The following is a 26,249-nucleotide window of genomic DNA, read 5'->3' on the forward strand; positions in this document are numbered from 1 at the left end:
ATCATACATAATAATATATCATGATATATTGAATTTGTCGATCCGGGTCACCAGAACTTGTCTACCAATAACTCCGCCACTCTCTAAGCACCCGTATCAGGGCCTCACAGTAGAAATAATCCCCCCAGAGGGTGCACTCGTCGATTCCCCAGCCCCGCGGTTTATTATAGACACCATGCAGCAGAATACCGTTGGAATGCAAATGGTCCTTCGTCGTATACCCTTCTGCGAGTGCGGCCAGCATCTCCAGAGCAGCTTTCCTGTACCCGGCTGCACCCGGATCATCAGCCGGTAATTGCCGGCAGAGCTCCAGCAGCCCGCAGACGGCAATAGCAGCAGCCGAGCTGTCCTTCTCCTGGCCGTCGCCGTCCGTAAATATCAGATCCCAATACACAATGCCGTCCGCCGGAAGTTTGGCCAGGAAATAGTCGGCCAGCTGCCTGGAGGCATCAAGCAGCGATGAATCGCCTGTATGGGCGTAGGCAAGCGCGAAACCGTAGATGCCCCAGGCCTGACCTCTCGCCCAACAGGAATCATCGGCATACCCCTGATGAGTGTTGCCGTACAGCGGGTTGCCCGTTTCCGCGTCCATATAATAGGTGTGATAGGAGGTATGGTCGGGGCGGACCAGATACCGGGCCGATTGCCGGGCATGTCTGTGGGCTATGGATGCCAGGGCGCTGTCCCCGGTCTCTTCAGCAGCCCAGTGGAGCAGCGGAAGATTCAGCAGGCAGTCGATAATCATCCGGCCGCGCTGCGCCGGGTCATTCAGATCTCCCCAGGCCTGGATGATTCCAGCCTCCGGAAAGTAACGGTCCGCCAGCAGTCCGGCCGCTTCCAGCGCCATCTCCCGCGCCGCCGGATTGCCGGTAATCCGGTAGGCGGCAACCGCCGAGAGGCTGTACAGAAAACCCAGATCATGCGTATCCACCGCGATCCGCTCCTCCACCCGCCGCCGGAAGCTGTCCAGCTGCTCTTCTGCCGCTTCCCGGTACCTGCTGTCTCCGGTCCATTCATACGCCAGCCAGACCATGCCGGTCCAGAAGCTGGCCGTCCAGTCCGTATTCTCTATTGCAGGATAGACCAGATCTTGGCTGGCCGGCGCCGGAAACAGACCTGTATATACGGGCAGGTTCTGCTCAATTTTACCCATCGCATACTTCAGGGCCTGTTCGAAGAACAGCCGCTCATCCTCCTTGAGTTCACGCAGCGCTTTATGCATGGCCTTCCAGCCTCCTTTTTAAGCGGAGTGTAAGTCCGATTGTCTGCCGGCCGCCGGTCAGATTGAATCTGAGGAAGGCTAGCTTGTCCTTGATCAGCTTAACTTCAGCCCCGCCTGAACAAGCGCTGACTTCATAGCCCGCCAGATCATCCCAGTATACTAACCCGAACGGAACAGCGATGCTGCTCCCAATCTCATATTCAAGTTCAATCACCGCATCCGTCTTCAGATACTTCGTCACGAACACCGGCGGAACAGCTTCTGTGAAATCATCGTTCATATTCAGCTTCCCGATGTAATTGCGCAGCAGACGGGGCCTGCATTCTCCCTCCACGAAGGACAGCTGGCACTCTTTATCATAGTACAGGAAGGTTTCCGGCCAAGGGCCGAAGCCTACTCCGCCCAGAGTCATGGTGTATTCGTTAACCTCCGGCCGTACCGGATAATCATGGGTCAGCATATAGGATGCTGCCGTATATTCATTCTGCTCTTTGTACAGGCGCACAGCATGAGGTAAAGTCGTTAAGGTAATAGGATAGCCGGTAATATATTTGAAAAAGAGATCCAGCATTCCCGCGCATTCCCCGACATGGGAAGCCGGGAATACAGTGAACCGGTCAGTGAACTCCATCTCATGGCCTTCCTGCTGCTGGAGGAAAAACACCTGCCCGTTATGATCCGTATTGAACAAATATTCATCGAACAGATGCTTCCAGTAGTCGATATTCTCTCCCGTACACAGACCGGCGCGCAGCACATCGTTGGGGTCCGTGGAATAGATGACCGGGCTGCCGGTATGGTAGGTGGCGTGCAGGTCACGGGCGGTCCATTCACAGGCCACCACCTGGCCCCGGCCGGAATGCGGCACCTTGAAGCTCCCGCTGTCCACATACCATGACCCCCAGGGAATGCCCTTATGGGTGATGCCATCCCACCAGAACTGCTCAAAGCAATATCCCCACATGCCCTCAAAATCCAGCTCCTCCAGCACTTCAATCACTTCATTGTAAATCTTCCCCCTTGCGGCCACCTTGGTGGTGGCCCATGGGAATGCCTCCTGAAGCAGCGACCAATCCTCTTCCAGCCGCTGCTTCAGGACCTCCTTGGAGGAGCCGGCCTCCTCCTCAAAGAAAGGACATTGCAGGATGACATCATCGCCGAAGGCGATATGCCATTCCCCGATCCGCTCCCGCAGAACCGGAATCGAGCCCCGGTTGACAATCCAGGTTACGGGAATGCGGTATTTATGCGCAAGCTCCGCCGTCAGCTCAATCCCGTCAAGGGCGACACCCTTGCCCCAGTCTGCATCATAATGGGCAGCGTAGCTGACGAAGGTATATATAAGTCGTTCCGGTTTCAACACAATCCCTCCAGGTATTCATAATTTGTTCCTGCCGGACCCTGAGGTGCGCGGCCTCTCCGCTGCTGCCTAGTTATCTTCATACTCCCCCGGAAACCGGAGGGTTACAGCGGTAAGCTTGTAAGGCTCACTCTCCAGCTCCATTACGGCCTTGTCCCCATAGTGCAGGCGCAGCCGGGTGTAGACATTCCGCAGAGCATAGCCGCCATTCTCCTGCCCGGCTGCTGAGACAAGTCCGGCTTCTACCCGCTCCTTGTCGAAGCCCTCCCCATTGTCCTCCACCTTACAAACGAGGAAGGCCCCTTCCCGGTACACGCGGATGTTAATCCGTCCGGTATAGTCCTCACTTTGGAATCCATGGAGAATCGAGTTCTCCACCAGGGGCTGGAGCAGGATTTTTAGCAGCGGCTGCTCTTCCAGCCCTTCCTCCACTGCAATCTCATAGGTGAACAGCTCCTCGTAGCACTGCTGCTGCAGGCTTAAGTAACGGGTGACATGATCTACCTCCTTGGCTACGGTTGTCAGATCACGGCCGTTATTAAGCCCAAGCCGGAACAGCTGGGACAGGGAGACAATCATCTCCTTCACATCCTCCTGCTTGCGGGATTCCGATTTCCAGAGAATCGTATTCAAGGTATTGTAGAGAAAATGAGGATCAATCTGCGCCTGCAGCGCCTTGACCTCAGAGACGCGCTTCTGCTTCTCCGCCTCGGTGACGTTTTGGATGAGCTGCTCAATTTTGACCAGCATGATGTTGAAGCGTTCGCCCACCTGTGCCACCTCATCCCTGTAATCGCTGGAGAAGCGCACGGAGAGATCGTTGTCACCGGCTCTGGACATCAGACGCTGCAGCCGGTAGAGAGGCCGGATCAGCAGGCCGGTAATCCACTTCGACAGAATCAGCGCCAGCGGAATGAGCGCGAGAACGATAATAAGCGTGGCCCACCACATATAGCGGATATCCTTCAGCAGCACAGCCTTAGGCTGGAAGTAGAAGATCATCCAATTATCCGGAAAGGTCACCTTGGCCCAATTGACCAGATATTCCTTCCCTTCGAACCTGTATTCAAAATGATTGCGCCCCGCGTTAACCTCGCGCTGGAAGGCCGCTTCCCGCATCGGGGCCACGAAGCGGGAATGCTCATCCATCACCGGATTACCCGCTGCGTCAATGACTGCAATGCTTCCGCTGTCGCCGACCACATTCGTCTCGGCATATTCTTTGATGGCAGACTCCCGCACATTGACGACCACCTGCACATCGGTTCCCCGATAAGCGGAGATCGGCTCGATCAGCAGGCTGAGGACACTGCCGCTGTTCTCGAACAGCTCGTCACGATGGGCAGGAATCCATAGCGGCAGCGTCTTCTCCTGCATAATCCGGCTTAGCGGAGTGTCCGCGAAATCCAGATTCGTCCGCTTCGCCCCGGTGACGGAATAGAATTCACCGATGGGCGTGGACACAAGCACCGAATCAATGGATGGCTCGATCAGCTGCATCTGGACCAGGGGCACCTGCAGCGCATTGTTCAGCGCAAAATAAGAGTAGTAGCTGGCTTCTGTTCCCGGCGAGGCGCGGAGAACATCCTCGAAGGGCGGACTCATCATAAAGGTCAGGACCGACAGCCGGACCTTGCGCAGCTTCTCCTCCAGCGCCTGGGCCGATTTGCCGATCATCATCTGGCTGAGCTCTGCCGTCTTTCGCTCCAGAAGCCGTGAAGCCAGGTATTGCGAGGAGACGCCTGTAACCCATATTGCCAGAATCACGATGGACACAATACCGATCCAGAGCCTGGTCTTGAAGGTGGAATTGTGCAGGAATGTCCGCAGAACAGGCTTTCTCATCCGTTGCCCTGTCTGGGCCCATAGGCCGCCCGGAATTCCGTGGGCGTCATGCCAGTCGTTTTCTTGAATACATCGCTGAAATAGGAGCGCTCCTCATAGCCGAGGTTTTCGGCAATTTCGGCAATGGGCCGGTCGCCGGCCAGCAGCAGCTTGGCCTGTTCCATCTTCTCCTGGATGACGAAAGCGCCAACGGAGAGCCCGGTCACCTTCTTGAACAGGTTGGAGAAATAGCTGGTGCTCAGGTGAACATGGGCAGCATAGTCGCCGACCATCAAATTGAGATGCAGATGCTCACGCATGTAACGGATAACCGCCTGAATCGTCTCCTGGGCGCTGTATTGCAGCCGGGACTGGACCTGCACACAGCTCAGCTTGCACAGCTGCTTCAGCGATTCGCGCAGATCGTTCAGCACCGCGCGGGGCGAGGTCAACACCTTCATTAACTCGGGCAGCTCCGGACTCTCGGCCAGTTCAGGCACCGCATTGCGGATCAGAGCGGCAAGCTCTACACAGAGCGCCTTCGCACTATCCGGCGAAGGCAGGGCCTCTGTCTTCCCGGCAGTCTCCAGCAGCGCCAGCAGCGACTTCTCAGCCTGCCCGGCATTGCCGGAGCGCAGCGCATAGACCAGCTCCTTCTCCAGATCGGCATCAGGACGCGGAAGCACCTCGGGGCGCTGCGTGATATGCTCCCAGAAGAACACACTGTTGCCCCCGGTATAGAACGTGTAGGTTAGTGCTTCTACTGCCTGCTGATAGGCAACGGGAAGCTCATCCAGCTCCTGAACCGTCCGGCTTACGCCTGCCGAGACCGTGCATTTGGAGTAACGCTCGGCGTTCTCCCGGCATTCCTCGGCGATTCCCAGCGCGCTGGCCCCATTCCCTGTGTTGACAATGAGCACGAAGCGGTGAACCGATTCGCGGAACAGGGTTCCCTTGGCCACCCGGAGTACAGTCTCCTCTACGATGTTCTGCACGGCAAACCGCAGCAGCTCCGCATCATTGACCGGAATCTCCTCGCTCTTCTGTACGAAATGGTCAATCTCCAGCACCACGACGGCGAGCGGAGAGGACTGCATATCCATCTGCAGAAATTCCCAGCGCCTGCGCAGCGTCTCCGGTTGGGCCGAGAAGCGGACCAGCAGGCTGAGGTATTCCTGGCGCAATAACGGCATGCTCTCCCGCAGCTTCTGCTGCATGTCGCTCAGCTCCTCGCTGTGCTGCCGCTCTCTCTCCAGCTCCTCCACAGCCTTCTTCACCACTTCGGCCAGCTGCTTCGGGGTGAAGGGCTTGAGGATATAATCGAAGGCGCCCAGACGAAGCGCTTCCTGCGCATGATCGAAATCGGAATAGCCGCTGATGAAGATAAATTTGGCCTGCGGGAGCTGCGGCCGCAGCTCCCGCATCATCTCAATGCCGCTCAGTCTGGGCATACGGATATCCGTCACAATGATATCGGGCAGCTTCTTCTTAACGAGCGCCAGACCTCCCTCGCCGCTGGATGCCGTGCCCACGATGTCTATCCCCAGTTCGCTCCAGTCCATATCCCGGGAGATCCCGTTCACGACAGCGCGGATATCATCAATTACGACCATGGTATATGTCCGCTTGATAATAGGTGCCTCCTCCTTCAAAAGCCTCCTCCAGACGGAGGAGGCGGAACCGGTTATTGTTGTTCCAGGTAACGCGCGTAAGCCGTATTATAGATTTCCAATACTTCATCCAGCTTAAGCTGCTTAAGCTGCTGAACGAAGGCGTCATAGCTGCTTTCCACTGCCTCTCCGCCCATGAACCACTTCTGTGAAGTCTCCATCACATAGGTTTCAATCGGCGGGAACAGCTCCTTAATCTTCTTGTCTTCATCCAGGGTGAAGTTCAGCTGCGGCACCTGGTACTCAGGGGCGAAGTAGTTATTGTCCACATACATTTTCACGCCTTCCAGTGCAATCTTATTCGTCCATTGCTCTTCGTAGGCGAAATCCTGATGTCCGCCGATGATTAACTGGGCACCGGTAGTCTTGATCAGATAATCGACTACAGCGGGCTCATTCAATACCTTCTCGGTGAATACCGGCTTGCCGTCCACCATCGTGTACGTTTCACCTTCGATTCCAAAGTTATGCAGACGGCGCCCTTCTTCAGTCCACCAGAAGTCCATATAGCGCAGTACAGCCGCCGGGTCCTTGGCGTTCGCAGAAATCGCCCACCCGGCATTGTTGCCCAGCGGATTGCGCTTGGTTACTTCAAATACCTTGCCGGAGATGCTGGCCGGAGGTGCAATTGGACGCAGCGAGAAATCAGGCAGAGTCGGCTGAAGCTTGTTATTGTAATTGGCGGTGCTGGCGAACCAGTCATGTACAGAACCGCCGGTATCATTCGCAAAGAGAATATCACGTGCGGTATTGCCGCGGGTGAAGATCTCCTTATCAATCAGCCCTTCCTTGTACCACTTGGCTGTCTCCGTTGCAGCCGTCTTATACTCCGGCTCGTTCGGCCCGTATACGATCTTGCCGTCCTTCAGCTTGAAAGACAGCGAGGCATCCCACAGCGGAAACAGGGAAGCGAAGCCGGAAGTGGCATTACGGGAGAAGAAAGGCACCTCATCCTTCTTGCCGTTTCCGTTAGGGTCTTGTTCACGGAACGCCTTCAGCACCTCATAGTACTCCTGAACCGTTGCCGGAGCCTTCAGTCCCAGCTTGTCGAGCCAATCCTGACGGATATACCAGCCCTCCTGGGCTTCCCCGTCAGACACGAACGGCACGACATAAATTTTGCCGTCTGAGGCAGTGATAGCACTCTTAATCGCCTTGTTCTCGTCCAGGAACGCCTTGAAATTCGGAGCATTCTCGGCCAGCAGATCATCCAGCGGCACAAGCGCACCCTGAACAGCGATATTATTAAGTCCGGACAGCTGGTAAGCCACAATATCAGGCAGTTCACCCGAAGCTAGCAGCAGATTCCACGCCTGGGCATCGTCGCCTCCGGTCGGAGCTACATTCTTCAGCGTGACGCCGGTAGCCTTGGCCGCTTCCTGAAAAATTGGCATATCGCCGTTAATCTGAAGCGCCTGGCTATAATAGTAGAAATTAAGGTTAAGCGGCTCCACATTTGCCGCCGGTGTTGCGGCAGGTGCAGCAGAGGCGGCAGGCGAAGCGCCTGAATCATTCGCTGACGGGGATGGGGCTGCCCCCTGGTTGCCCCCGCAGCCTGATACCAGGATCGCCATAAGCGCTGGTGCAAGCAACAGGCTTTTCATTTTTTTCATGTACAATAATCCTCCCTTTTATCTATTATATCGTATCCCTTTTCTATGCAAACAAGTACGCCTCCGGTTCAAGGCTTCCCTGGCGGCACCGCTATTGTCCTTAGCCTTTGATGGAGCCGATCATGACTCCGTGTACGAAATACTTCTGGATAAACGGATAGAAGAGCATCATCGGCAGAACGGCAACCACAATCGTGGCATAAATGACCGTTTCTGCAATCAGGTAGGAGCTGTCCGTGACCATCATGGAATCGCTCGGCTTCATCTGTACCACCAGACGATTCAGCAGCACCTGCAGCGGCACTTTGTCTTCACTGCGCAGCAGCACCATGGCCCAGAAGTATCCGTTCCAGCGCCCTACCGCATAGAAGAGCGTAACTGTCGCCAAGGCAGCCTTGGACAGGGGCAGCATGATCCGCATCAGAATCGTGGCCTCGCTCGCCCCGTCAATGCGGGCTGCCTCCTCCAGCTCTTCGGGAACAGACTGGAAGAAGGTGCGCAGAATAATAACATTAAAGGTCGAAATGGCGAAGCCGAAGATGATCGCACTCCGCGTATCCAGCAGGTCCAGACTGCGGAAGTTCATATAGATAGGGATAATACCTGCATTGAAGACAAGCGTGAAGGAAATCATCAGATTGATCGCCTTCCGGCCTTTAAGCCTGCGCTTGGACAAGCTGTATGCACCGCAGATCGTAAGTATCATGCTGACCAGTGTACCTGCAACAGTGTAAAAGAGTGTATTGGCGTACCCGAGCCAAATGGTCGGTTCCCGGAAGACCGCCTTATAGGCGTCCAGTGTCGGCTCGACGGGGAACAGAATCACCCGGCCCGACACTACCGCATCCGGAGAACTGAAGGAAGCGGACAGCACATAGAGTACAGGGAACAGTACAATGATCATCAGAAGCGTCAGGAATACATAATTGAAGCGGTAAAAAAGCTTTTCGCCGCGGCTTTCTGTCATAATTTCTTCACCTACCAGAGACCGTTGCCGGTGTATTTTTTGCTGAGCCGGTTAGAGATTACAATGAGGAGCAGCCCCACAACCGAGTTGAATAATCCGACTGCTGTAGCCATGTCGTAACGGCCGTTCAAGATCCCTTCCCGGTAGACATAGCTGTTGATGACATCTGCCGTCTCGTAGGTTGCAGGCTGGTAGAGCAGAATAATCGCCTCATAGCCGACCTCCAGCAGACTGCCGATCTTCAGAATCAGCATGATCATGATCGTAGGCAGAATTCCTGGCAGCGTCACATTTAGAATACGCTTCCATTTATTAGCTCCATCTACCACCGCCGCCTCATAGAGATCCGTATTGATGCCTGCCAGCGCTGCAATGTAGATAATGGCAGAGAAGCCCATTTCCTGCCAGATACCCATCGAGACGAAGATGGTGCGGAAATACTCAGGCACGGCGAGGAAATAAATTTTCTCGAAGCCCATCTGCTCCAGCAGGAGGTTAACGATACCGTTGCCGGGTGCGAGCAGATTGGTTACAATGCCGCATACAACGACAACAGAGATAAAGTGGGGCAGATAAGTAATGGTCTGCACCGTTTTTTTGAACATGGCATTCTTCACTTCATTAAGCAGCAATGCCAGCAGGATCGGCGCCGGGAATGCGAATAACAGGCTGTACAGGCTGATCAGTAGTGTATTCTTCAGCACCCGCAGGAAGTAATCGCTCTGCAGGAATGTTTCAAAGTGGCTGAAGCCTGCCCACGGACTGTCCGCGATGCCCTGAAAAACGCTGTAATCCTTGAAGGCAATCTGCAGCCCGTACATCGGCTTAAAGGCAAACAGGATATACCATAATACAAAAGGCACAAGGATCGCATACAGGAACCAGTCCCTGCGCAGTGTCTTCCCCAGCCCCCCGGTCTTGACTGGTAATGCCGGCAAGCCGTTCTGACTCTCCTTAATCCGAAGTTTCATCTCTCTTCTCTTCCTTCCTTGGCTGCCTGCACGGCCGCCGCTGTCGTAACTTCATTATAAGTAACGGCACTGCAGGCCATAAGGCAAAATCCGATTGTGAGGGACGGTTATTCTACTGTAACCGGATTCACCCGGATCGGCCCCGGTTATCCGAAGAAGGGGGTAAGCCACCTTCTGCCCACAGCAAAAAACACCCGCAGCAGGAGACCTATCTCCAGTCTGCGGGTGTTCGGGTAATATCGTTTATTCCTGCCAGGATCAAGTGCAGGCTAGTAGCTGCGGCTGTCCTGAATATGAATATAATTAACGCCCTGCGCAGTCAGTTTAGAGCCGCTTGTATTCGCGACGCGGACTGCCTTCTTGCCTTTCCCGCTAACAGAGAAACTGATATTGCTCGCCAGCTTGTTCTCTGCGATCTGTTCCAGCGCGCTGTGGTAGCCTCCGATGGTCACGCCCTCCAGGTTCTCCAGCACCGGTTCCTTGCCCTCTTCAATCGTCTTGAGAATTTGATAGATTAACGACTTGCTTCCATCCATCCTGATTCGCCTCCTGCATCAATTGTGAGCGTTTACACAACAATAACCTTACATGCGAACTTTTCCCTCTGTATATCTATTCTTTTATTCGACAGCACAGACCTTTTACCTCTTATTGGAATTCAATCTTCAATAAAAAGTCTCATCTATATGTTTCCCGTACATGCTGCTGACCCCAACCAGTCTGAACGCTCCATTTACTTTGGCGTATGTATAATTCTGATCAGGTTCATCCTTATACCGTACCTCCGCTTCATAAACGCCCGATTTCAAGCTATAGACTCCACGGATCTCTTGAATATCTGCTTCGGGATACGCTCTAGTATGAATCAGGTATGCTTTGACCTCATTAGCGATGTGGCTTCTTTTATAAGGTGACCCGGTTAGCGACAGGTAGATCCCTCCTGCAACAACAACGAGTACCAGCACAGCAATTATCGTCCCCCGGTTAGTAAGCCTCATGCGGATAACCTCCGTTCAACATTAGTTTTTGCTCTGAGTGGGAATAACATAATTTTACATGTGTCAGTTCATTTTACCACACTGATGAATGCCAGCACATTGTATGCGGTTTTTCTGTGAAAATACGTCTGGCACTGCGATAAAAGTACGGCTTATGCGTCGCTCCCGATCCAATTGTATTCGGTTTTTCGATTACATTCGGCTTATGCGGTGCACCCGGTCCCATTGTGTTCAGTTTTTCGCATACACTATATCCGCCTCCGCACTAGACGAATATCATAAATCCCCTATACAAAAGGCACAAAAACACCCCGTAGGTGCTTTTGTGCCTTTTTGTAGCTCGTAGCTCGTGGCTTGCAGCTTATAGCTCGTAACTTATGGCTTGTAGCTTATACTTACGCGTTATGCATTCTGCCGGTATACCGGCGCGCCCAGCGGCGAGCTGCCTGCACCGCCGTCCACGGCGATATCTGCACCTTGGATATACGAAGAATCATCGGAAGCCAGGAACAGGGCGACCTTAGCGATCTCTTCGGGTACACCCGCACGGCCCAGAGGAATCGACAGTGCCATGCCTGCCTCGACCTGCTTCCAGTTATCCATCGCCGACTCTCCCCAGATTGGAGTGCGCGTTACGCCAGGCGCGATGTTGTTGACGCGAATGCCCAGCGGAGACAGCTCGGAGGCCAGTACCTTCGTCATGCTGCTGACTGCTCCTTTGCTGGCAGCATAAGCGGAATTGCCGGGTCTTCCGGCCTTGGCTAACACGGAGCCGGTCAGAATGACGGAAGCTCCGGCCTTCAGATGAGGCAGTGCAGCCTGGACGGTGAAGAAGGTACCGGTCACATTGATCCGGAGCACTTCCTCGAAGGTGGCAAGCTCTGTGCTGCCCAGCGGTGTATAACCCGCGATTCCTGCATTCGCATAGACCACATCCAGTCTGCCGAAGGCCTCTATTGCTGCATTCACAGCCTTCACCGCACTCTGCGGATCAGTCGCATCCGCCTGGACAGCAACTACATGCTCCGCACCCAGCTCTTCTACCGCCGCCTGCAGAGATACCGGATTACGGCCGGTTATGACCACTCTTGCGCCCTCTGCCACAAATAGCCTGGCACTAGCCAGCCCTATCCCGCTATTTCCTCCAGTAATCAATGCAACCTTCCCGTCAAGCTTCCCCATCGTTACCACTCCTCATCTGTTTTATTTGAGACCGTTCGTTCTACTATAGCCAAAAAAATAATCTGCCTCGTACTAGCATTTTAGCATATTCGAGAACGATCAGTAAAGTATTATTTTTACCGGACGTTCTCAAATAGCATTAGCCTTGCAAAAAGCAGAAAATATCCCCCAATCCACAGCAGTGCCCCTATCATGATGAAGATTCCTATGTACCCCGCCCAGCCTGGCGGTTTCCTTGTGTACTTCAACAGAAGAAGCGACGCAACAACCAAAACCGCAGAGGGGATGCCTAATATCTGGAGCAGCATTATATTTACAACATCCAGGATAAACCCTTGGCTGAACCCCGGGCTCGTCTGTAACAGAAAGAGGGCCAATCCTACGATATTCACTACTACAGCGCTTATCCAGAGTATTCTAACGGGTCTGACCATACTTCACCCCCTATGCTATCCCATTACCCGCTAATCACAAGTGTTACACCAAAGCAAACGTTATTCTCCACAATACCTGTCCTTCTGCTGCACCACAATAGAAACGATATCGTTCATTTAAAGGACGGTATCGTTTCAGCCGAACACAACGTATGCTGTTTTTCGCATACATTCAGGCCGGGCCTGCTTGCGAGCACCGAATGTAATCGAAAAACCGATTACAACGGGACGGCGAGCGGCGCGTGGGCCGATTGTAATCGAAAAACCGATTACCATGGGACGGCGAGCGGCGCGTAGACCGAATGTAATCGAAAAACCGATTACAATGGGACGGCGAGCGGCGCGTGGGCCGAATGTAATCGAAAAACCGATTACAATGGGACGGCGAGCGGCGCGTGGGCCGAATGTAATCGAAAAACCGATTACAATGGGACGGCGAGCGGCGCGTGGGCCGAATGTAATCGAAAAACCGATTACAATGGGACGGCGAGCGGCGCGTGGGCCGATTGTAATCGAAAAACCGATTACAACGGGACGGCGAGCGGCGCGTGGGCCGAATGAATCGAAAAACCGATTACAACGGGACGGCGAGCGGCGCGTGAGCCGATTGTAATCGAAAAACCGATTACAACGGGACGGCGAGCGCCGCGTGGGCCGATTGCTCCTATTACAACAATCAAGACGGGCCCGCCCCCATAGGGAGAAGACCCGTCTTTGTCTTTGTCTTTGCCTTTGACCTTCGTCATTTGTCATTTGTCATTCATCTTCGTCATTCATTCTTTCCTGCGCCATTCGTCATTATCTTACGGACAACCTACCGCCCTGCCGTCTCAAAAGAAAACCGCGCTGCCCACGTAGCACCTCCATCCTTCGTCACGTAGAGGGTGGAGCTATTCATATCCTTCACAGCCATCCAGCCCTGATTGGCATCGGTGAACGAGATTGTTCCTTCGAAGCCGGGAACGGTCTGCTGATTCTTCCAGCTCTGTCCGTTGTTCTTGGTGAGCCCGATGCCCACTTGCTCCGCTGCCGGCTGGTACCCTGCCAGGAAGGCTGCCGATTTGCCGATCAGCACCATATTGCCGGGGGTGCCCGAAGCGGGGCCCTTCTTCGCTACAGCTACGCCGCTGCCGGGAGCCGGACCGCCGCCTGCGGTCTCCTGGGCAATCACCCGGGTCCAGCTGCCGCCGGAGTTAGAGCTGCCGTAGAGGGAATAGGAGGTCTGCGACATGCCGACGCCGCCGTACAGCAGCGCATACACCTGACTGTCCTTGGCGTAGATCTGTCCGTAATTCGCCTCAAGGGTGGAGGCGCTAAGTACCTGCTTCCAGGCTGCTCCGCCGTTAGTTGTCTTCATTACCCGATAGCCGCTCCCGGGAACAACTACCACAGCCCAGCCGTTATTCCTGCTGGTGAATTCTGCTCCGCGTGTGTTGGCAGGCGTCTTGATCAGACTCCAGCTCTCCCCGCCATCCTTCGTATAATATGTAGATGCGCGGTTGTAGCCAAAGCCCTGGTTGCTGTCCAAGAACTCTATCCGTTCAAAGGTTACTGCCTGGTTCGACAGCCTTGTCCAGGTAGAGCCGCCGTCTGCCGTTCTTAACAGATATTTTGCCTGTCCGTCCTTAACAGCGGCAAGCGCCCAGCCGTGAACATTATCCGGGAAATCAATCTGCTGGAAGCTCCACTGTCCTTCATAGATCTTTTGGAAATGGCAGCCGCCGTCCGAGGTTCCAATCAGGAACCCATTCCCGGCTGCCCGCCCCGTATCTGAGCTTAGGAACTCTACATCCGAGAAGGCCAGCGGCTGTGTTTCCGCTCCCTGGTGTGCCTTCTGCCGATCCTTAAGAAGCCCGTGATCTCCGGTGCTGCATCCCTGCGGCGGAGTTGGGGCCGGTGCTGCTGCCTGAACCGGGGAAACCGCCGCTCCCCAGCCTGACAGGGTAAGTAGACCTGCGGTAAGAAGAGTTACGGTTATCTGCTGTAATCTGGTCGTTTTATTCATCGGTAACACCTCCTAGAATATATATACCCTCTGAGCAGAGCATTACTCTGACAGTACATGAACATGTTACTCCATCTGAGGCCAACTATGTAGGTGTGAAATGGTACAAAACTGTAACCAATTTTGCTGTTAAAATCTCCTATTCGTGTTTAATAATAAGTACAGAGATTTACAAGCATACTGCATTCAAGGAGGAAGTGAAGAGTATGATTAAACAGGATATTCAGCATGCACTTCTCTCCAATCTATGCCAGCGCGTGCATTTGATCAGCGGAGAAACGTACACCGGAGTATGCCAAATCGACCACTCCGCAGATGCACTGCATATTGAAACGAATAAAGGGACCTTCACCGTCCCCTATTGGACGATCAAGCGATTTATATAATCCCAATTAATCACCAAAAAGACCTCACGGCCACATCAGCAGATGTGAACCATGAGGTCTTTCTTTTTATACTCATACAACCGGATTTGGGATCATATTGCCGCCCCGGCAATGCTTCAAGTAATTCAACGCATGGACCTGGCCGGTCATCTCCAGCTCACCTTGATAAACCGGATCATGCCAGCCTTCAATATCAATCGTGCCCTGATAGCCGCCCTGCCGGAGAATGGTAATAATATCCGTCCAGTTCGAATCCCCAAAGCCCGGTGTCCGGTCCCATACATAAGACTTCGGTCCATGAATTCCGTACTCCTTGATGATATCCCAGGCGATAGTGACATCCTTGCCGTGCACATGGAAGATCTTATCCACCCATTTGCGCAGCTGCGGGATCGGATCGATCAGCGCAGTGAGCTGATGGGCAGGCTCCCATTCCAGCCCGAGATTGTCTGCCGTAACGGCGTTGAACATTTTCTCCCAAGCTGTAGGGTTATGCGCGATATTCCAGTCGCCCTTCTGCCAGCTCCCGCCCATCGCACAGTTCTCAAAAGCAATCCGCAGACCCTTGTCTGCCGCCCGCTTCGACAATTCGCCGAATACCTCAGCGAATCTCGGAAGCGACTCGTCAATCGACGAGCCGGGCAGCCGTCCGGTGAAGCCGCCGATAATGTCCGTCCCGAACAAGTGAGCGTGCTCAATCAGCTGCTCCCAGCCCGCAAGGGTATCCCCGCTCTCGGGGTTGCCGCCAAGCGGATTACCATAGATGCCGACAGCAGAAATGACGAAGTGATGCTCCGCCGCCAACTCCCGAATCCGGGCCGCCGCCTCCACCAGATCGGTATCGCCAATCGTCTGCCAGAAATTCAGTTGAAAGGATTCGAAGCCATGCTCCACAATCTGCGGAATGACCTGGACGGCTTCGCCGCCACGGACCAAAGTGCCTATTCTCAAAGATTCTTGCATCCTTAATATCAACTCCAGTTAGTTTTATAGTAAGCGCCCTGCTGTTACCGGCCCTTAATCATCTTGCAAGAGCCACGCTTGAGCAATACCGCATCATAGACAATATGCTGATGGGAGGAATGTTTGGTAATCAGGTCGAACAGCACGCCCACACTGGACAACGCCATTTCAGTGCCCGGCTGGCTGATCGTATCCAGTGCAGGATGATAGTATTCGGCCATCTCAATACCGTCGAAGCCGATGATCGAAATATCATCGGGGATAGATAAGCCTGCCGTAAGCACAGCTTTGGCCGCACCGATTGCAATCGTATCAGAGGCTGCAAAGATAGCAGTTACGGTTCTGTCGCGGTTCAGCAATCTGCGTGCAGCGTTGAAGCCCGAGCTTGGACTGTATTCACAATCCTCTACGAATCCCGGATTATAAGTTATGTTATGTTCTTCCAGCGCCATCTTGTAGCCAAGAAGGCGGCGGCTGCCTGTGGTGTCTTCCAGTAAAGGGGATTTGGCGAGAAAGCCGATGTTCCGGTGTCCAAGCGAAAGTAAATATGAGGTTGCCTTATAGGCTTCCTTGGATTCATCGATCGTTACGCTTGAGAAGATAGACGGGTCCACTTCCTGTGAGGTGGTGATGGTCGTGAGTACGAATGGAACCGTTAACTGCTTGAATTTCTCTTCGGAGTGGTTATAGGTACCGCCCATGAAAATGATACCGCTAAGATTCTTCTCCTTCACCAGCTGAATGGCAGCATTGATCTCATCGGTGCCGTCCTCTACCTGATGGATGAGAAACGGATAGCCGCGCAGATTGACCTGACGTTCAATCTCCTTAATCATAATGGAGAAGAACGGGTTAGTAATCCCTTTTACCATGAGTGCAATATTCTTGGATTGGGTTGTCTTTAGATTTCGGGCATTGGAATTGGGAATATAGTTATATTCCTTGACGACACTCAGTACCTTCTCCCGGGTGGCATCGCTCACCAGACCCTTGTTATTGATCACTCTGGACACTGTTGAAATGCCGACACCGGATATCCTGGCGATATCCTTAATGTTTACGTCCACTCTACTCCCCCATTTATAGGTAAGGGAGCTATAAGATATAGCTCCCCTGTAACCTATACATTCTTTTAGTTAACAGGTGTAAAATCTGCCAATTGTTTCTCTACTTCGGCAATGACCTTGTCAACTCCTGCTTTTTTCAGCTGATCGCGGTATTCTGCTACAGCCGTTTTTGGATCTTTATTTGTTTTACCCAGCATGAGCTGAATACCAAGCTGTGCATTCACGTTCGAGATCGAGGCAATTTCAGTAGTTACATTAGCCGGGTCGAAGCTGAAGCCGTTGTACGGATCATCGATCGCTTCTTTATCCCATGCCGTGAACAGGTCTTTACGGACCGGGTTCTCAGTATCACTAGGAATCACAAACTTGTCGTTTCTGAGCGACCAAGCCGAGAAGCCGCCGCCGTCTGTTTTCTCATTGAAGCCTGGAGGCTGTTTCTTCACGCCGTCTTCAATGATATAGTGTTTGCCTTCAATACCGTACTGCATCAGGTTGTAGTAGCTTTCATCTGTCATGAATTTCTCAATAACCATCAGAGAACGCTCTGGATTATTGGAATTGGCGCTAATAACGGTTGAGTTGTCTACACCCATCTTACGTTTGATTTTCTTATTGGCTTCAGCAAAAGTATAGAAGGCTGTAGGAGCGTCAGGCAGCGCCTTGATATCTCCGCCATACTGGCCGATCCAGTCCTGGGCATGAGTCAGATAACCCGCAGAGTTCGCGGCTCTGAAGTTGTCTTTGCTGCCGAGGGAAGCGGACAGAACGTCTTTGCCCCAGTAGCCCTTGTCGCCCCACTCACGCATTTTCACAGCCCAATCCTCGAATTCCTGAGTGAAGGCCGGATGGAATACAGTCTTGTAATCCTCTGGACTCTTAGTGACCAGGTTCAATTCATTAAGCGAGATACCAGGTGCGTTCAGCCACATGCCTGTAGTATCTACGAGCATTCTGTACATGTTCTGTGCATCCTCAGCCTTACCGTTAATTGGCGGGAAGGATTCATTGGCAACCACATTATCCATGTATTTAACCATATCATCGATTGTCTTAATTTCAGTCATACCGTATTTCTTCAGCAGATCGGTACGATAAGCATAACCGGCAGGCGTATATTCGCTGAACAGACTCGGTACGCCGTAGATTTTGCCATCCACCTTGGTGTTCTGCCAGGAGGATTCTGGAATCTCCGCTTTCAGCTTAGGCGCTACCTTGTCCAGCATGTCGGTAATGTCAGTCAGCGCGCCTTCAGTAGCCAGGGTGTAGTAGGACACAGGAGCACCCGGAGAAGCATGCGACAGATCGAACGATTCGCCGGAAGCGAACAGCAGCGGATACTTGGTCGCTACGTCACCCCAGTCAATATATTTGATTTCAAGCGTAGTATTCAGATCGGCCTTAAGCTTCTTGTTAATCTCAGCCAGAATGTCTTTATTGGTAACTCCCTCACTGCCCCACAGGTAGTACGTCAGCTTCGCTTCCTTAGAAGTGTCTACGCCTCCGGAATTAGTGGAAGTGGATGGAGTGTTCGACGAGCCTGTATTTCCACCATTTGCATTATTGCTTGACGAACAAGCGGATAGCACTCCAGTAAGCATGAGGACAGCGGCTAGAGAAGAAGCAATCTTTTTACCTTTCATTCGGTAAGCCTCCCTTTTCTTTTCTATATTATGGTTTTTGCATCTATAACAAACACCCTTCATTTGAAGCAGGCGTCCATTAACCCTTGACAGCACCGATGGTAAGACCGGTTACGAAGTAACGCTGAATGAATGGATACAGGAGAATGATCGGGCCTGTGGCCAGCACGGCTGTAGCCATTTTGATCGATTGGGTCGGCAGATCGGCTGTATTAATGACCGCCCCCGAGTTGATGAGACTGCCCATATTCGCCTGGTTGATCATGCGCTGCAGGAAGTACTGGAGCGGGAACTTGCTCTGAGTGTCCATGTACAGCATTCCGTTGTACCACTCATTCCAGAAGCCTAGTGCCGAGAACAGTCCGATCGTTGCCAGTGACGGAACCGCCAGCGGCATGAAAATCCGCCAGTAGATGCGGAAATCGCCTGCGCCGTCAATCGTCGCTGATTCATACAGGGAATCCGGGATCGCCTTCATGAAGTTACGCATCAGGAAGATCGACCACGCCCCTACCACCGCCGGCAGGATCATGGCGAACAGATTGTCCTTGAGGTGCAGATGCTTAACCATCAGAATGTAAGTCGGAATCAATCCTCCGCTGAACAAGGTGGTGAAATAGATCAGGAAGGAGAAGAAGTTACGGTATTTGAAATCCTTGCGGTTCAGGACAAATCCGGCCATGGACATCATGAACAGCCCGAGCACCGTACCGACGACTGTGATAAAGATCGTTACCTGATAAGCATCCACCAGCTTGGAGGAGTTACTGAGCAACAATTCATAGGCCTTGAAAGAGATCTCATTCGGTATCAGCTTGTACCCCTCGCGGATAATCTCCTGCTCATTCATGAAGGAGGAGGAAATCATCAGCGCAAAAGGAAACACACAGAACAGGGCAAATACGGAGATGCAAATGTAGCTGATCACCTTAATGAAAATGCTGCCTGAATCCTGTTTAATAGTATTACTTGCCATATTAACACCCCTGTTTCTTATCTTGTCTTAGAACAACGCGCTGTCCGGTTCAACCTTGCGCACAATAAAGTTAACCACAAGCACCAGAACCAGACCGAATAAGGATTGGTAGAAGCCTACCGCAGCACCCATGGAGAAGTTAAATTGTCCTACGAGCGACCTGAAGACATACGTATCTATAATATCCGTCTGCGGATACAGCACGGAGTTTGTTCCAATCAGATTGTAGAAGAGGTCGAAGGAGCCTTTGAGAATTCCGCCCATACCGAACAGGAGGAGCAGAATGAAGGTTGGCTTCAGAATCGGCAGAGTCATATAACGGATACGCTGCCAGGTAGTGGCACCGTCCATATAGGCTGCTTCATAAAGATCATGGTTGATCCCCGTTATAGCTGCCAGATAGACAATCATACCGTAACCGGTACTTGCCCAGATCTTGAATGCTACAATGATGTATTTCCAGATTCCAGCGTCGGAGTAGAACTCAATCTTGTCTAAGCCCGTACTGGTAAGCATCGTATTGATAAACCCGGAGTTGAAATTGAACAGGTTATACGCGAACACACCGACGATAACCATCGAGATGAAGTTCGGAAGCAGAATAACCGACTGGGAGATCTTCTTGAACCACTTGCCTGCAATCTCCGACAGCATGATGGCAAATACAATCTGGATGATGTTACCCAGTGCAAGGAACACCAGATTGTAGAGCAAAGTATTCTTGGTGATATTCCAGAGGTCTCCGTTCTGAATCAGGAACTCGAAATTCTTGAGTCCGATAAAGTCACTGCCAAAGATCCCTTTGTTGAGCTTGTAATCTACGAATGCCACGTAAGCGCCAGGCATTACCGCGTAATGAAACACAGCAAAATACACAATGACAGGCAGCAGCATGAGATACAGCACTTTGTTCTTCAATAATTCCCGGACAACATTTCCGCCCGATTGTACAAATCTTGCCAATGAACCCACCTCCAAATTAAACATTGCATTCCACTGCAACTAATTAAGCATTCTACTGCAACTAATTAACCCTTTTCGACCATATAGAAACGTTTCCATTATTTCTTTGTGTTTCCCCTGCTCAGAGCATACTCCTTCCTTGTATACGCTGTCAAACATTTTTTATTTTTAAATAACAAGTAATAAAATTACATTTCGCTGTACATAATAGATGAAAAGCCGTTTTTTTTATAGATAATTGACTTTTTTCAGTCAAAAGTCTAAACTCGAAATGTATCGCCTATGGAAACGTTTCTATTTATTCTTTACATGGACATGTCAGCCATTTTTTTGTGACATCTGATGATGAATTCCCCCGTTCTGATCGATTTCATGTCCTAACTTAAGCACTGGAAAGCGAGGCTCGATATGATATTCAAACAACAAATGAACATGATTACCTTAACCCGGGATGACCTGTCGTATACATTCCTGCCTACAGGAGATATTTTTGAATTCACGCAGGGCTCCACTCTTATTAATCTGTTCCAGGGTAATCCGGCAGAAGGCTCTTCCAATAATATCTATCTGCGCGTATATACGGAGCAAGGAATCCAGAGCTATCCGCTGCTAGGTATTAAGTCGGGCTCCAAGCTGTCCCGTACCGATGACAAACTGATTTTTGAAGGTTCTATAGAAGCAATCAGCTACCGCGTTACCTTCGCACCGGCCAAGGACGGCATCTGGTTCTGGCAGCTTCAGCTCTCCGGCAACGGCGAGACTGTAGATGTAGTGTATGGCCAGGATGTCGGCATTGCAGACAAAGGCGGCATTCTCGCTAATGAGCTGTATATGAGCCAATATCTGGATCACAGCATCTGGGAAGGCCCGCAGGGCTACGCCGTCTGCTCGCGCCAGAACCAGCCGCAGGGAACTAACTTCCCTTATCTTCAGCAGGGTGTAGTCGGCTCGCGGACAGTAGGCTACTCCACGGATGGTATGCAATTCTTCGGCATTTCCTATAAAGGCAGCTATGTGCCTGAGGCGCTTGCCGGCAATCTGCAGAACCGTAATTATCAATACGAGCTGGCTTATACCGCACTCCAGACCGAGACTATGGTCCTGTCGGCTCCCGTTGAATTCGCCTTCTACGGCCTGTTCCGTCCGAATCATCCGGCTGCTGTAACCGGGCTTGAATTCCAGGCTGAGCTGCAGGCAGCTTATGCAGAGATCGACTGGAGCAGCAAGGAAGCCGTGCCAAGCCGGGATGTTCCTGTGCTGAGTGACGACATCGGCAAGCCTTATGTCTCCCCACAGTGGTCACAGGCCGAGATTGATGACACCTTCCCTAACCGGAAGCTTGAGGAGATAGAGAACGGCCAGCTGCTCTCTTTCTTCACAGACGGGCATGTCCATGTGGTTCTGCAGCCTAAGGAGCTGCTGGTGGAACGTCCGCATGGCCATATTATCACCTCGCTGCTGGGCGACAAGCAGGTAGACAATAACCTGATCTCCTCCACTAACTATATGTACGGTCTTTTCAACGGTCAGGCCGTGGTGGGGAATACCTCTTTCCATAAAGGGCTCTCTACGCCGCGCGGCCTGCTGAACATTCAACGCAATAGCGGTCAGCGGATCTATGTCCGCATGGACGGGGTTTACCGGATTCTTACACTGCCTGCGGCTTACGAGATGGGCGTGAATTTTGCGAAATGGCATTATCAGCTGGAAGACGATGTACTGACCGTTACTTCGATCGCAGCAGCAGGCCAGCCGGATGTCGCGCTGCAGGTACAGTCGAAGCTGGGCAAATCCTATGATTATCTGATCACGAACCAGCTGGTCATGGGCGAGCATGAATTCCAGCATCCGGTACGGGTGGAAGAGAAGGACAGCATCCTGCAGCTTCTTCCTGATGAAGCATTACTTCAGAAGCTTCCTTATCCGGGCCTGCATTTCGATATCCAGCTGCCGGGAACCGCATATACCTACAGCGATGACCGGATGTTCTTTGCCGACAGACAACCGCGCAACGGCACTCTGCTCACCTTGTCGGTAACGCAGTCCTCCGGCTTCCAGCTTGTGATTCAGGGCAGACTAACTGCAGCAGATGCTAATCCACTGGCGGCACCTTACACACTGGAGAAGGAACAGGCAGCGTTTAACGAATTCTACGCTTCGTTCACTTCCGGCTTCCAGCTGGAGCTGGATGGCGCGGAGCAGTCACGGATCGACATTCTGAATGAGACCGCATGGTGGTACACCCATAATGCGATGACCCACTTCATCATGCCGCATGGCCTTGAACAGCCGGGCGGAGCAGCCTGGGGGACACGCGATGTCTGTCAAGGGCCGATGGAATACTTCCTGATGACCCAGCATTATGAGCTGGCCCGCAACGTTCTGCTGAAGATCTATTCGCATCAGCTGTGGGAGAGCAAGGAATGGCCGCAATGGTTCATGTTCGACCAGCATCCGGTTCAGGCTCATGAATGGCATGGCGACGTCGTGCTCTGGCCGCTGAAATGCATCAGCGATTACATCATGGCTACCGGAGACTACACGATTCTTAACGAGAAAATCGGTTATCACCATCTGGCGGATGCTCAGCCAAGCCAGCAGACCGAAACAGTCCTCGAACATGTGAAGGCTGCTGTAGAGACCATCCGTGAACGCTTCGTACCGGGCACAGCTCTGATCAACTATGCCGGCGGCGACTGGGATGACACCCTGCAGCCTGCCAATGAAGCGCTCAAGACCAAGCTGGTCAGCGCATGGACGGTCGCGCTCGCCTTCCAGGTAATCCGCAATCTGTCCCAGGTGACTTCCGCCGATCCTGAATTCTCCGCCAGCCTGTCAGCTATGGCCGAAGAGATGAAGGAATCATTCCGTACCCTCCTGATCAAAGACGGCGTGATCGCCGGCTTCGCTTACTTCCAGGAGGACGGCAGCATTGATTATATGCTTCATCCGCTGGATACAGAGACCGGCATTCATTACCGGTTATTGCCGATGACCCGCAGTATTATTGCCGAGCTGGTTACTCCGGAGCAGGCGGCAGAGAACCTGCGCCTGATCGACGAGCACCTGAACTGCCCGGATGGCGTGCGCCTGATGGACCGTCCTGCCCGCTATGAAGGCGGCGTAAGCACCATCTTCCGCCGTGCGGAGCAAGCAGCCAGCGTCGGCCGTGAGATCAGCCTGCAATATGTACATGCCCATATCCGCTATATTGAAGCTTCCGCCAAGCTGGGCGAAGCGAAGCGTGCCTGGGATGGCCTGTTCCAGATCAACCCGATCAACATCCGGCAGAGCGTGCCTAATGCCCAGCTGCGCCAGAGTAACATGTACTTCAGCAGCTCGGACGGCGACTTCCCTGACCGTTACAGCTATCAGGAGAACTTCGACCAGCTGCGTGACGGCAGCGTAGAAGTGAAGGGCGGCTGGCGGCTGTACTCCAGCGGTCCCGGGATCTATCTTAATCAGCTGATCTCAGCCGTTCTGGGTATCCGCTTCAGTGAAGAAGAGCTGATTATCGATCCGGTCCTTCCGGCCAGCCTTGACGGCTTGCGCTTCACTTATGAGTGCTTCGGCAAGAAGATGACCTTCGTCTATCACATTAGCGCAGGTGAGGGTGAGGCCCGCACCCCGGAAGTGCAGGCAGCAGGCGTTGCTGTAACCGGTCAGGTACTACCGAATCCATACCGCCCGGGCGCGGTAAGCATTGCCAAGAATCACCTGCTGAGCCTGCCCGGCGATGAGCTGCATATCAGCTGCATATCTATGTAACACAATAACTTTCAGTACGCTTACGAAGGAGTTAGCCATGACTAAACCGTTTATCCAGGATCTCGTGAACGATATGACACTAGACGAGAAGTTAGCCCAGCTTACCCAGCTTGGTCCATACTATTGGGGTCTGGATGATACCGTGGATTTGACGGGTCCATTCAAAGAACTTAATATCGAGCCGCAGGTAATCAAAAGCATCGGAAGCGTTCTGAACGGCATCGGCGCACGGAATGTCATTGAGCTGCAGACCCGGCATCTGGAATCCAGCCGTTTGAAGATCCCGCTGATCTTCATGGCCGATGTCATTCACGGCTACCGGACCATTCTGCCGATTCCACTCGCCATGGGCTGTTCTTTCGATCTTGATGCCTGTGAGCAGTTCGCTGAAGTAGCTGCGCGGGAGAGCGCTGCCGCCGGCATTCACCTCACCTTCTCTCCGATGACCGACCTCGTACGCGATCCGCGCTGGGGCCGGGTCATGGAGACCTCCGGTGAGGACCCTTACCTGAACGCCCGGGTGACCGAGAGCATGGTCCGGGGCTACCAGGGCAAGGACCTGAAGGAGCCGGGGCGGATCGCTGCCTGCGTGAAGCATTTCGCCGGCTACGGCGCGCCTGAAGGCGGCCGTGAATATAACACGGTGGACATGTCCACCGGCGTGCTCCGCGAGTTCTATCTGCCAGCCTACAAGGCGGCAGTAGATGCCGGTGTCGCTATGGTGATGGCTGCGTTCAATACCATTGACCGCATTCCGTCCAGCGGCAACAGCAAGCTCCTGCGCGGTATTCTCCGCGAGGAATGGGGCTTCGATGGCGTAACCATCGCCGACTTCAACTCCGTGAACGAGCTGGTGCCCCACGGCGCAGCGCAAGACGGACGTGAAGCTGCCCTGAAGAGCCTGGTAGCGGGACTTGATATCGAGATGATGTCCACCCACTATCTGAACCACGCTTCGTCGCTGGTCCAGGAAGGTCTGCTCGACCTCCGCCTCATCGACGAAGCGGTTACGCGGGTACTGGAGCTTAAGGATGCCCTCGGCCTGTTCGACAATCCGTTCAAGGATGCCGACCCTGTAGCTGACGAAGCCGATAAGCCAAGTCCTGAGCACCTTCAGGCGGCACGCGAGATGGGCGCCCGCTCGATCGTTCTGCTGAAGAACGAAGGCGGAGTCCTGCCGCTGAAGCGCGGGATGAAGATTGGCCTCGCCGGTCCCTTCGCTACCTCGATCAATGTTCTTGGCGGCTGGGCCGGTACCGAGAAAGACCCTGCGGTCTCCCTCTACACCGGCATCACCGGCAAAATCCCGGCAGCGGACCTGCTCACAGCCATGACCGGCGAGCTGGGAAGTATGCTGGAGGGTGTATTCGATGTGGAGGATGCTTCCGAAGCGGCTTACGAGCAGCTGAAGGACTGCGATGTCATTCTGGCCGCAGTCGGCGAGAATCAGCAGGATACCGGAGAAGGCGGCAGCAAGGCCAGCCTGCGGCTGTCCGCCAATCAGGAGAAGCTGATCCACCGCCTCAAGGCAACCGGCAAGCCGGTGGTCACCATTGTGTTCAGCGGCCGCCCGCTAGAGCTTGCACCAGTGCTTGAATCAAGTGACGCGCTGGTACAGGCCTGGTTCCTCGGCACGGAGTCGGGGAATTCCATTGCAGATGTGCTGTTCGGCGATTATAACCCGTCCGGACGCCTCTCCATGAGCTTCCCTTACTCCGTGGGACAGATTCCGGTGTACTATAACGCTTATCAGACAGGACGCCCTTATGATCCCCAGTATCCGAATGTGCGTTATGTGACCCGCTATCTGGATATTCCGAATGATCCGCTGTTCTGCTTCGGCTACGGCCTGAGCTATTCTACGTTTGCCTACAGCGGCTTTACGGTAGAAGCTGCGGCAGACGGCAAGGTGCTTGCCTCCATCCAGGTGGAGAACACCTCGGAGGTTACCGGCAAGGAGACCGTTCAGCTCTATATCCGCGATGTTACCGCAAGTGTGGTCCGTCCCGGCAAAGAGCTGAAGGGCTTCAAGCAGATTACCCTTGCCCCGCATGAGAAGCAGACGGTATCCTTCGAGATTACCAGAGACATGCTCATGTTCTACGGCCAGGAGGATCAGCTCGTGTTCGAGCCTGGAGACTTCGATATTATGCTCGGTGCCAACTCCGGCGACCATAGCACGCAGCGGATCTGGATCGGCTGACCCTGCCCATAGACATAACAAATAGCGCCAATCCAAC

20 protein-coding genes are annotated in these 26,249 nt (G+C 53.1%); 3 read left to right on the forward strand and 17 right to left on the reverse strand.

The window, feature by feature from the left end:
- Positions 1 to 61: 61 nt before the first annotated feature.
- The 12 genes from NST26_RS25390 to NST26_RS25445 form a co-directional block, all read right to left on the reverse strand.
- A complete protein-coding gene (locus NST26_RS25390) occupies positions 62 to 1,222 on the reverse strand; it encodes a glycoside hydrolase family 88 protein (protein ID WP_340980093.1) in 1,161 nt (386 codons plus the stop codon).
- Entirely contained in the window at positions 1,215 to 2,582 is a 1,368-nt protein-coding gene (locus NST26_RS25395; protein WP_340980094.1) for a hypothetical protein, read from the reverse strand. Before NST26_RS25395 ends, NST26_RS25390 begins: the two co-directional genes overlap by 8 nt.
- 69 nt (positions 2,583 to 2,651) lie before the next feature.
- Positions 2,652 to 4,427, reverse strand: coding sequence for a cache domain-containing sensor histidine kinase (locus NST26_RS25400; protein WP_340980095.1), 1,776 nt, complete (start codon positions 4,425 to 4,427; stop codon positions 2,652 to 2,654).
- Positions 4,424 to 6,058, reverse strand: coding sequence for a response regulator (locus tag NST26_RS25405; RefSeq protein ID WP_340980096.1), 1,635 nt, complete (start codon positions 6,056 to 6,058; stop codon positions 4,424 to 4,426). Before NST26_RS25405 ends, NST26_RS25400 begins: the two co-directional genes overlap by 4 nt.
- A 32-nt stretch (positions 6,059 to 6,090) precedes the next feature.
- Positions 6,091 to 7,689 (reverse strand): extracellular solute-binding protein, encoded by a 1,599-nt coding sequence (locus NST26_RS25410; protein WP_340980097.1) that lies wholly within the window; start codon positions 7,687 to 7,689, stop codon positions 6,091 to 6,093.
- A 100-nt stretch (positions 7,690 to 7,789) separates the two neighbouring features.
- The gene (locus tag NST26_RS25415) at positions 7,790 to 8,656 is read right to left on the reverse strand and encodes a carbohydrate ABC transporter permease (protein ID WP_340980098.1); all 867 of its coding nucleotides are present in this window, start codon (positions 8,654 to 8,656) and stop codon (positions 7,790 to 7,792) included.
- 11 nt (positions 8,657 to 8,667) lie between these two features.
- Complete coding sequence (locus NST26_RS25420; protein WP_340980099.1) at positions 8,668 to 9,627, reverse strand: ABC transporter permease; 960 nt, start codon at positions 9,625 to 9,627, stop codon at positions 8,668 to 8,670.
- Between the two features lie 269 nt (positions 9,628 to 9,896).
- Positions 9,897 to 10,163, reverse strand: a complete 267-nt coding sequence (locus NST26_RS25425; RefSeq protein WP_339250580.1) for a hypothetical protein — start codon at positions 10,161 to 10,163, stop codon at positions 9,897 to 9,899.
- 129 nt (positions 10,164 to 10,292) lie between these two features.
- The gene (locus NST26_RS25430) at positions 10,293 to 10,625 is read right to left on the reverse strand and encodes a DUF3139 domain-containing protein (protein WP_340980100.1); all 333 of its coding nucleotides are present in this window, start codon (positions 10,623 to 10,625) and stop codon (positions 10,293 to 10,295) included.
- A 402-nt stretch (positions 10,626 to 11,027) separates the two neighbouring features.
- Complete coding sequence (locus NST26_RS25435; protein WP_340980101.1) at positions 11,028 to 11,807, reverse strand: SDR family NAD(P)-dependent oxidoreductase; 780 nt, start codon at positions 11,805 to 11,807, stop codon at positions 11,028 to 11,030.
- A gap of 116 nt (positions 11,808 to 11,923) precedes the next feature.
- On the reverse strand, positions 11,924 to 12,241 hold the full coding sequence (locus NST26_RS25440; RefSeq protein ID WP_076079414.1) for a hypothetical protein: 318 nt from the start codon (positions 12,239 to 12,241) through the stop codon (positions 11,924 to 11,926).
- An 814-nt stretch (positions 12,242 to 13,055) separates the two neighbouring features.
- Positions 13,056 to 14,246, reverse strand: coding sequence for a hypothetical protein (locus NST26_RS25445; protein WP_340980102.1), 1,191 nt, complete (start codon positions 14,244 to 14,246; stop codon positions 13,056 to 13,058).
- A 206-nt stretch (positions 14,247 to 14,452) separates the two neighbouring features.
- On the opposite strand from NST26_RS25445, the gene NST26_RS25450 reads away from it, so the two are divergent.
- Positions 14,453 to 14,632: a hypothetical protein gene (locus tag NST26_RS25450; RefSeq protein WP_036697495.1), complete on the forward strand. Its 180-nt coding sequence runs from the start codon at positions 14,453 to 14,455 to the stop codon at positions 14,630 to 14,632.
- Positions 14,633 to 14,704: 72 nt separating this feature from the next.
- Here NST26_RS25450 and NST26_RS25455 read toward each other — a convergent pair whose 3' ends face one another.
- The 5 genes from NST26_RS25455 to NST26_RS25475 all read right to left on the reverse strand — a co-directional run bounded on the left by NST26_RS25455 (position 14,705) and on the right by NST26_RS25475 (position 20,241).
- Complete coding sequence (locus NST26_RS25455; RefSeq protein WP_339250593.1) at positions 14,705 to 15,583, reverse strand: sugar phosphate isomerase/epimerase family protein; 879 nt, start codon at positions 15,581 to 15,583, stop codon at positions 14,705 to 14,707.
- 56 nt (positions 15,584 to 15,639) lie between these two features.
- Positions 15,640 to 16,662 (reverse strand): LacI family DNA-binding transcriptional regulator, encoded by a 1,023-nt coding sequence (locus NST26_RS25460; RefSeq protein ID WP_340950607.1) that lies wholly within the window; start codon positions 16,660 to 16,662, stop codon positions 15,640 to 15,642.
- 65 nt (positions 16,663 to 16,727) lie between these two features.
- Positions 16,728 to 18,302 (reverse strand): DUF3502 domain-containing protein, encoded by a 1,575-nt coding sequence (locus NST26_RS25465; protein ID WP_340950605.1) that lies wholly within the window; start codon positions 18,300 to 18,302, stop codon positions 16,728 to 16,730.
- A 79-nt stretch (positions 18,303 to 18,381) separates the two neighbouring features.
- Positions 18,382 to 19,278, reverse strand: a complete 897-nt coding sequence (locus tag NST26_RS25470) for a carbohydrate ABC transporter permease (protein ID WP_036725974.1) — start codon at positions 19,276 to 19,278, stop codon at positions 18,382 to 18,384.
- Positions 19,279 to 19,305: 27 nt separating this feature from the next.
- Positions 19,306 to 20,241 (reverse strand): ABC transporter permease, encoded by a 936-nt coding sequence (locus NST26_RS25475; protein ID WP_036725975.1) that lies wholly within the window; start codon positions 20,239 to 20,241, stop codon positions 19,306 to 19,308.
- Positions 20,242 to 20,649: 408 nt separating this feature from the next.
- On the opposite strand from NST26_RS25475, the gene NST26_RS25480 reads away from it, so the two are divergent.
- Both NST26_RS25480 and bglX read left to right on the forward strand, forming a co-directional pair.
- Positions 20,650 to 24,009: a GH36-type glycosyl hydrolase domain-containing protein gene (locus tag NST26_RS25480; protein WP_340980104.1), complete on the forward strand. Its 3,360-nt coding sequence runs from the start codon at positions 20,650 to 20,652 to the stop codon at positions 24,007 to 24,009.
- Positions 23,978 to 26,212: a beta-glucosidase BglX gene (gene bglX / locus NST26_RS25485; protein ID WP_340980105.1), complete on the forward strand. Its 2,235-nt coding sequence runs from the start codon at positions 23,978 to 23,980 to the stop codon at positions 26,210 to 26,212. The genes NST26_RS25480 and bglX overlap by 32 nt, the downstream gene beginning before the upstream one ends.
- Positions 26,213 to 26,249 lie beyond the last annotated feature (37 nt).

The organism is Paenibacillus sp. FSL R7-0128 (genome assembly GCF_038002245.1).
Lineage (GTDB): Bacteria > Bacillota > Bacilli > Paenibacillales > Paenibacillaceae > Paenibacillus_AQ > Paenibacillus_AQ silagei.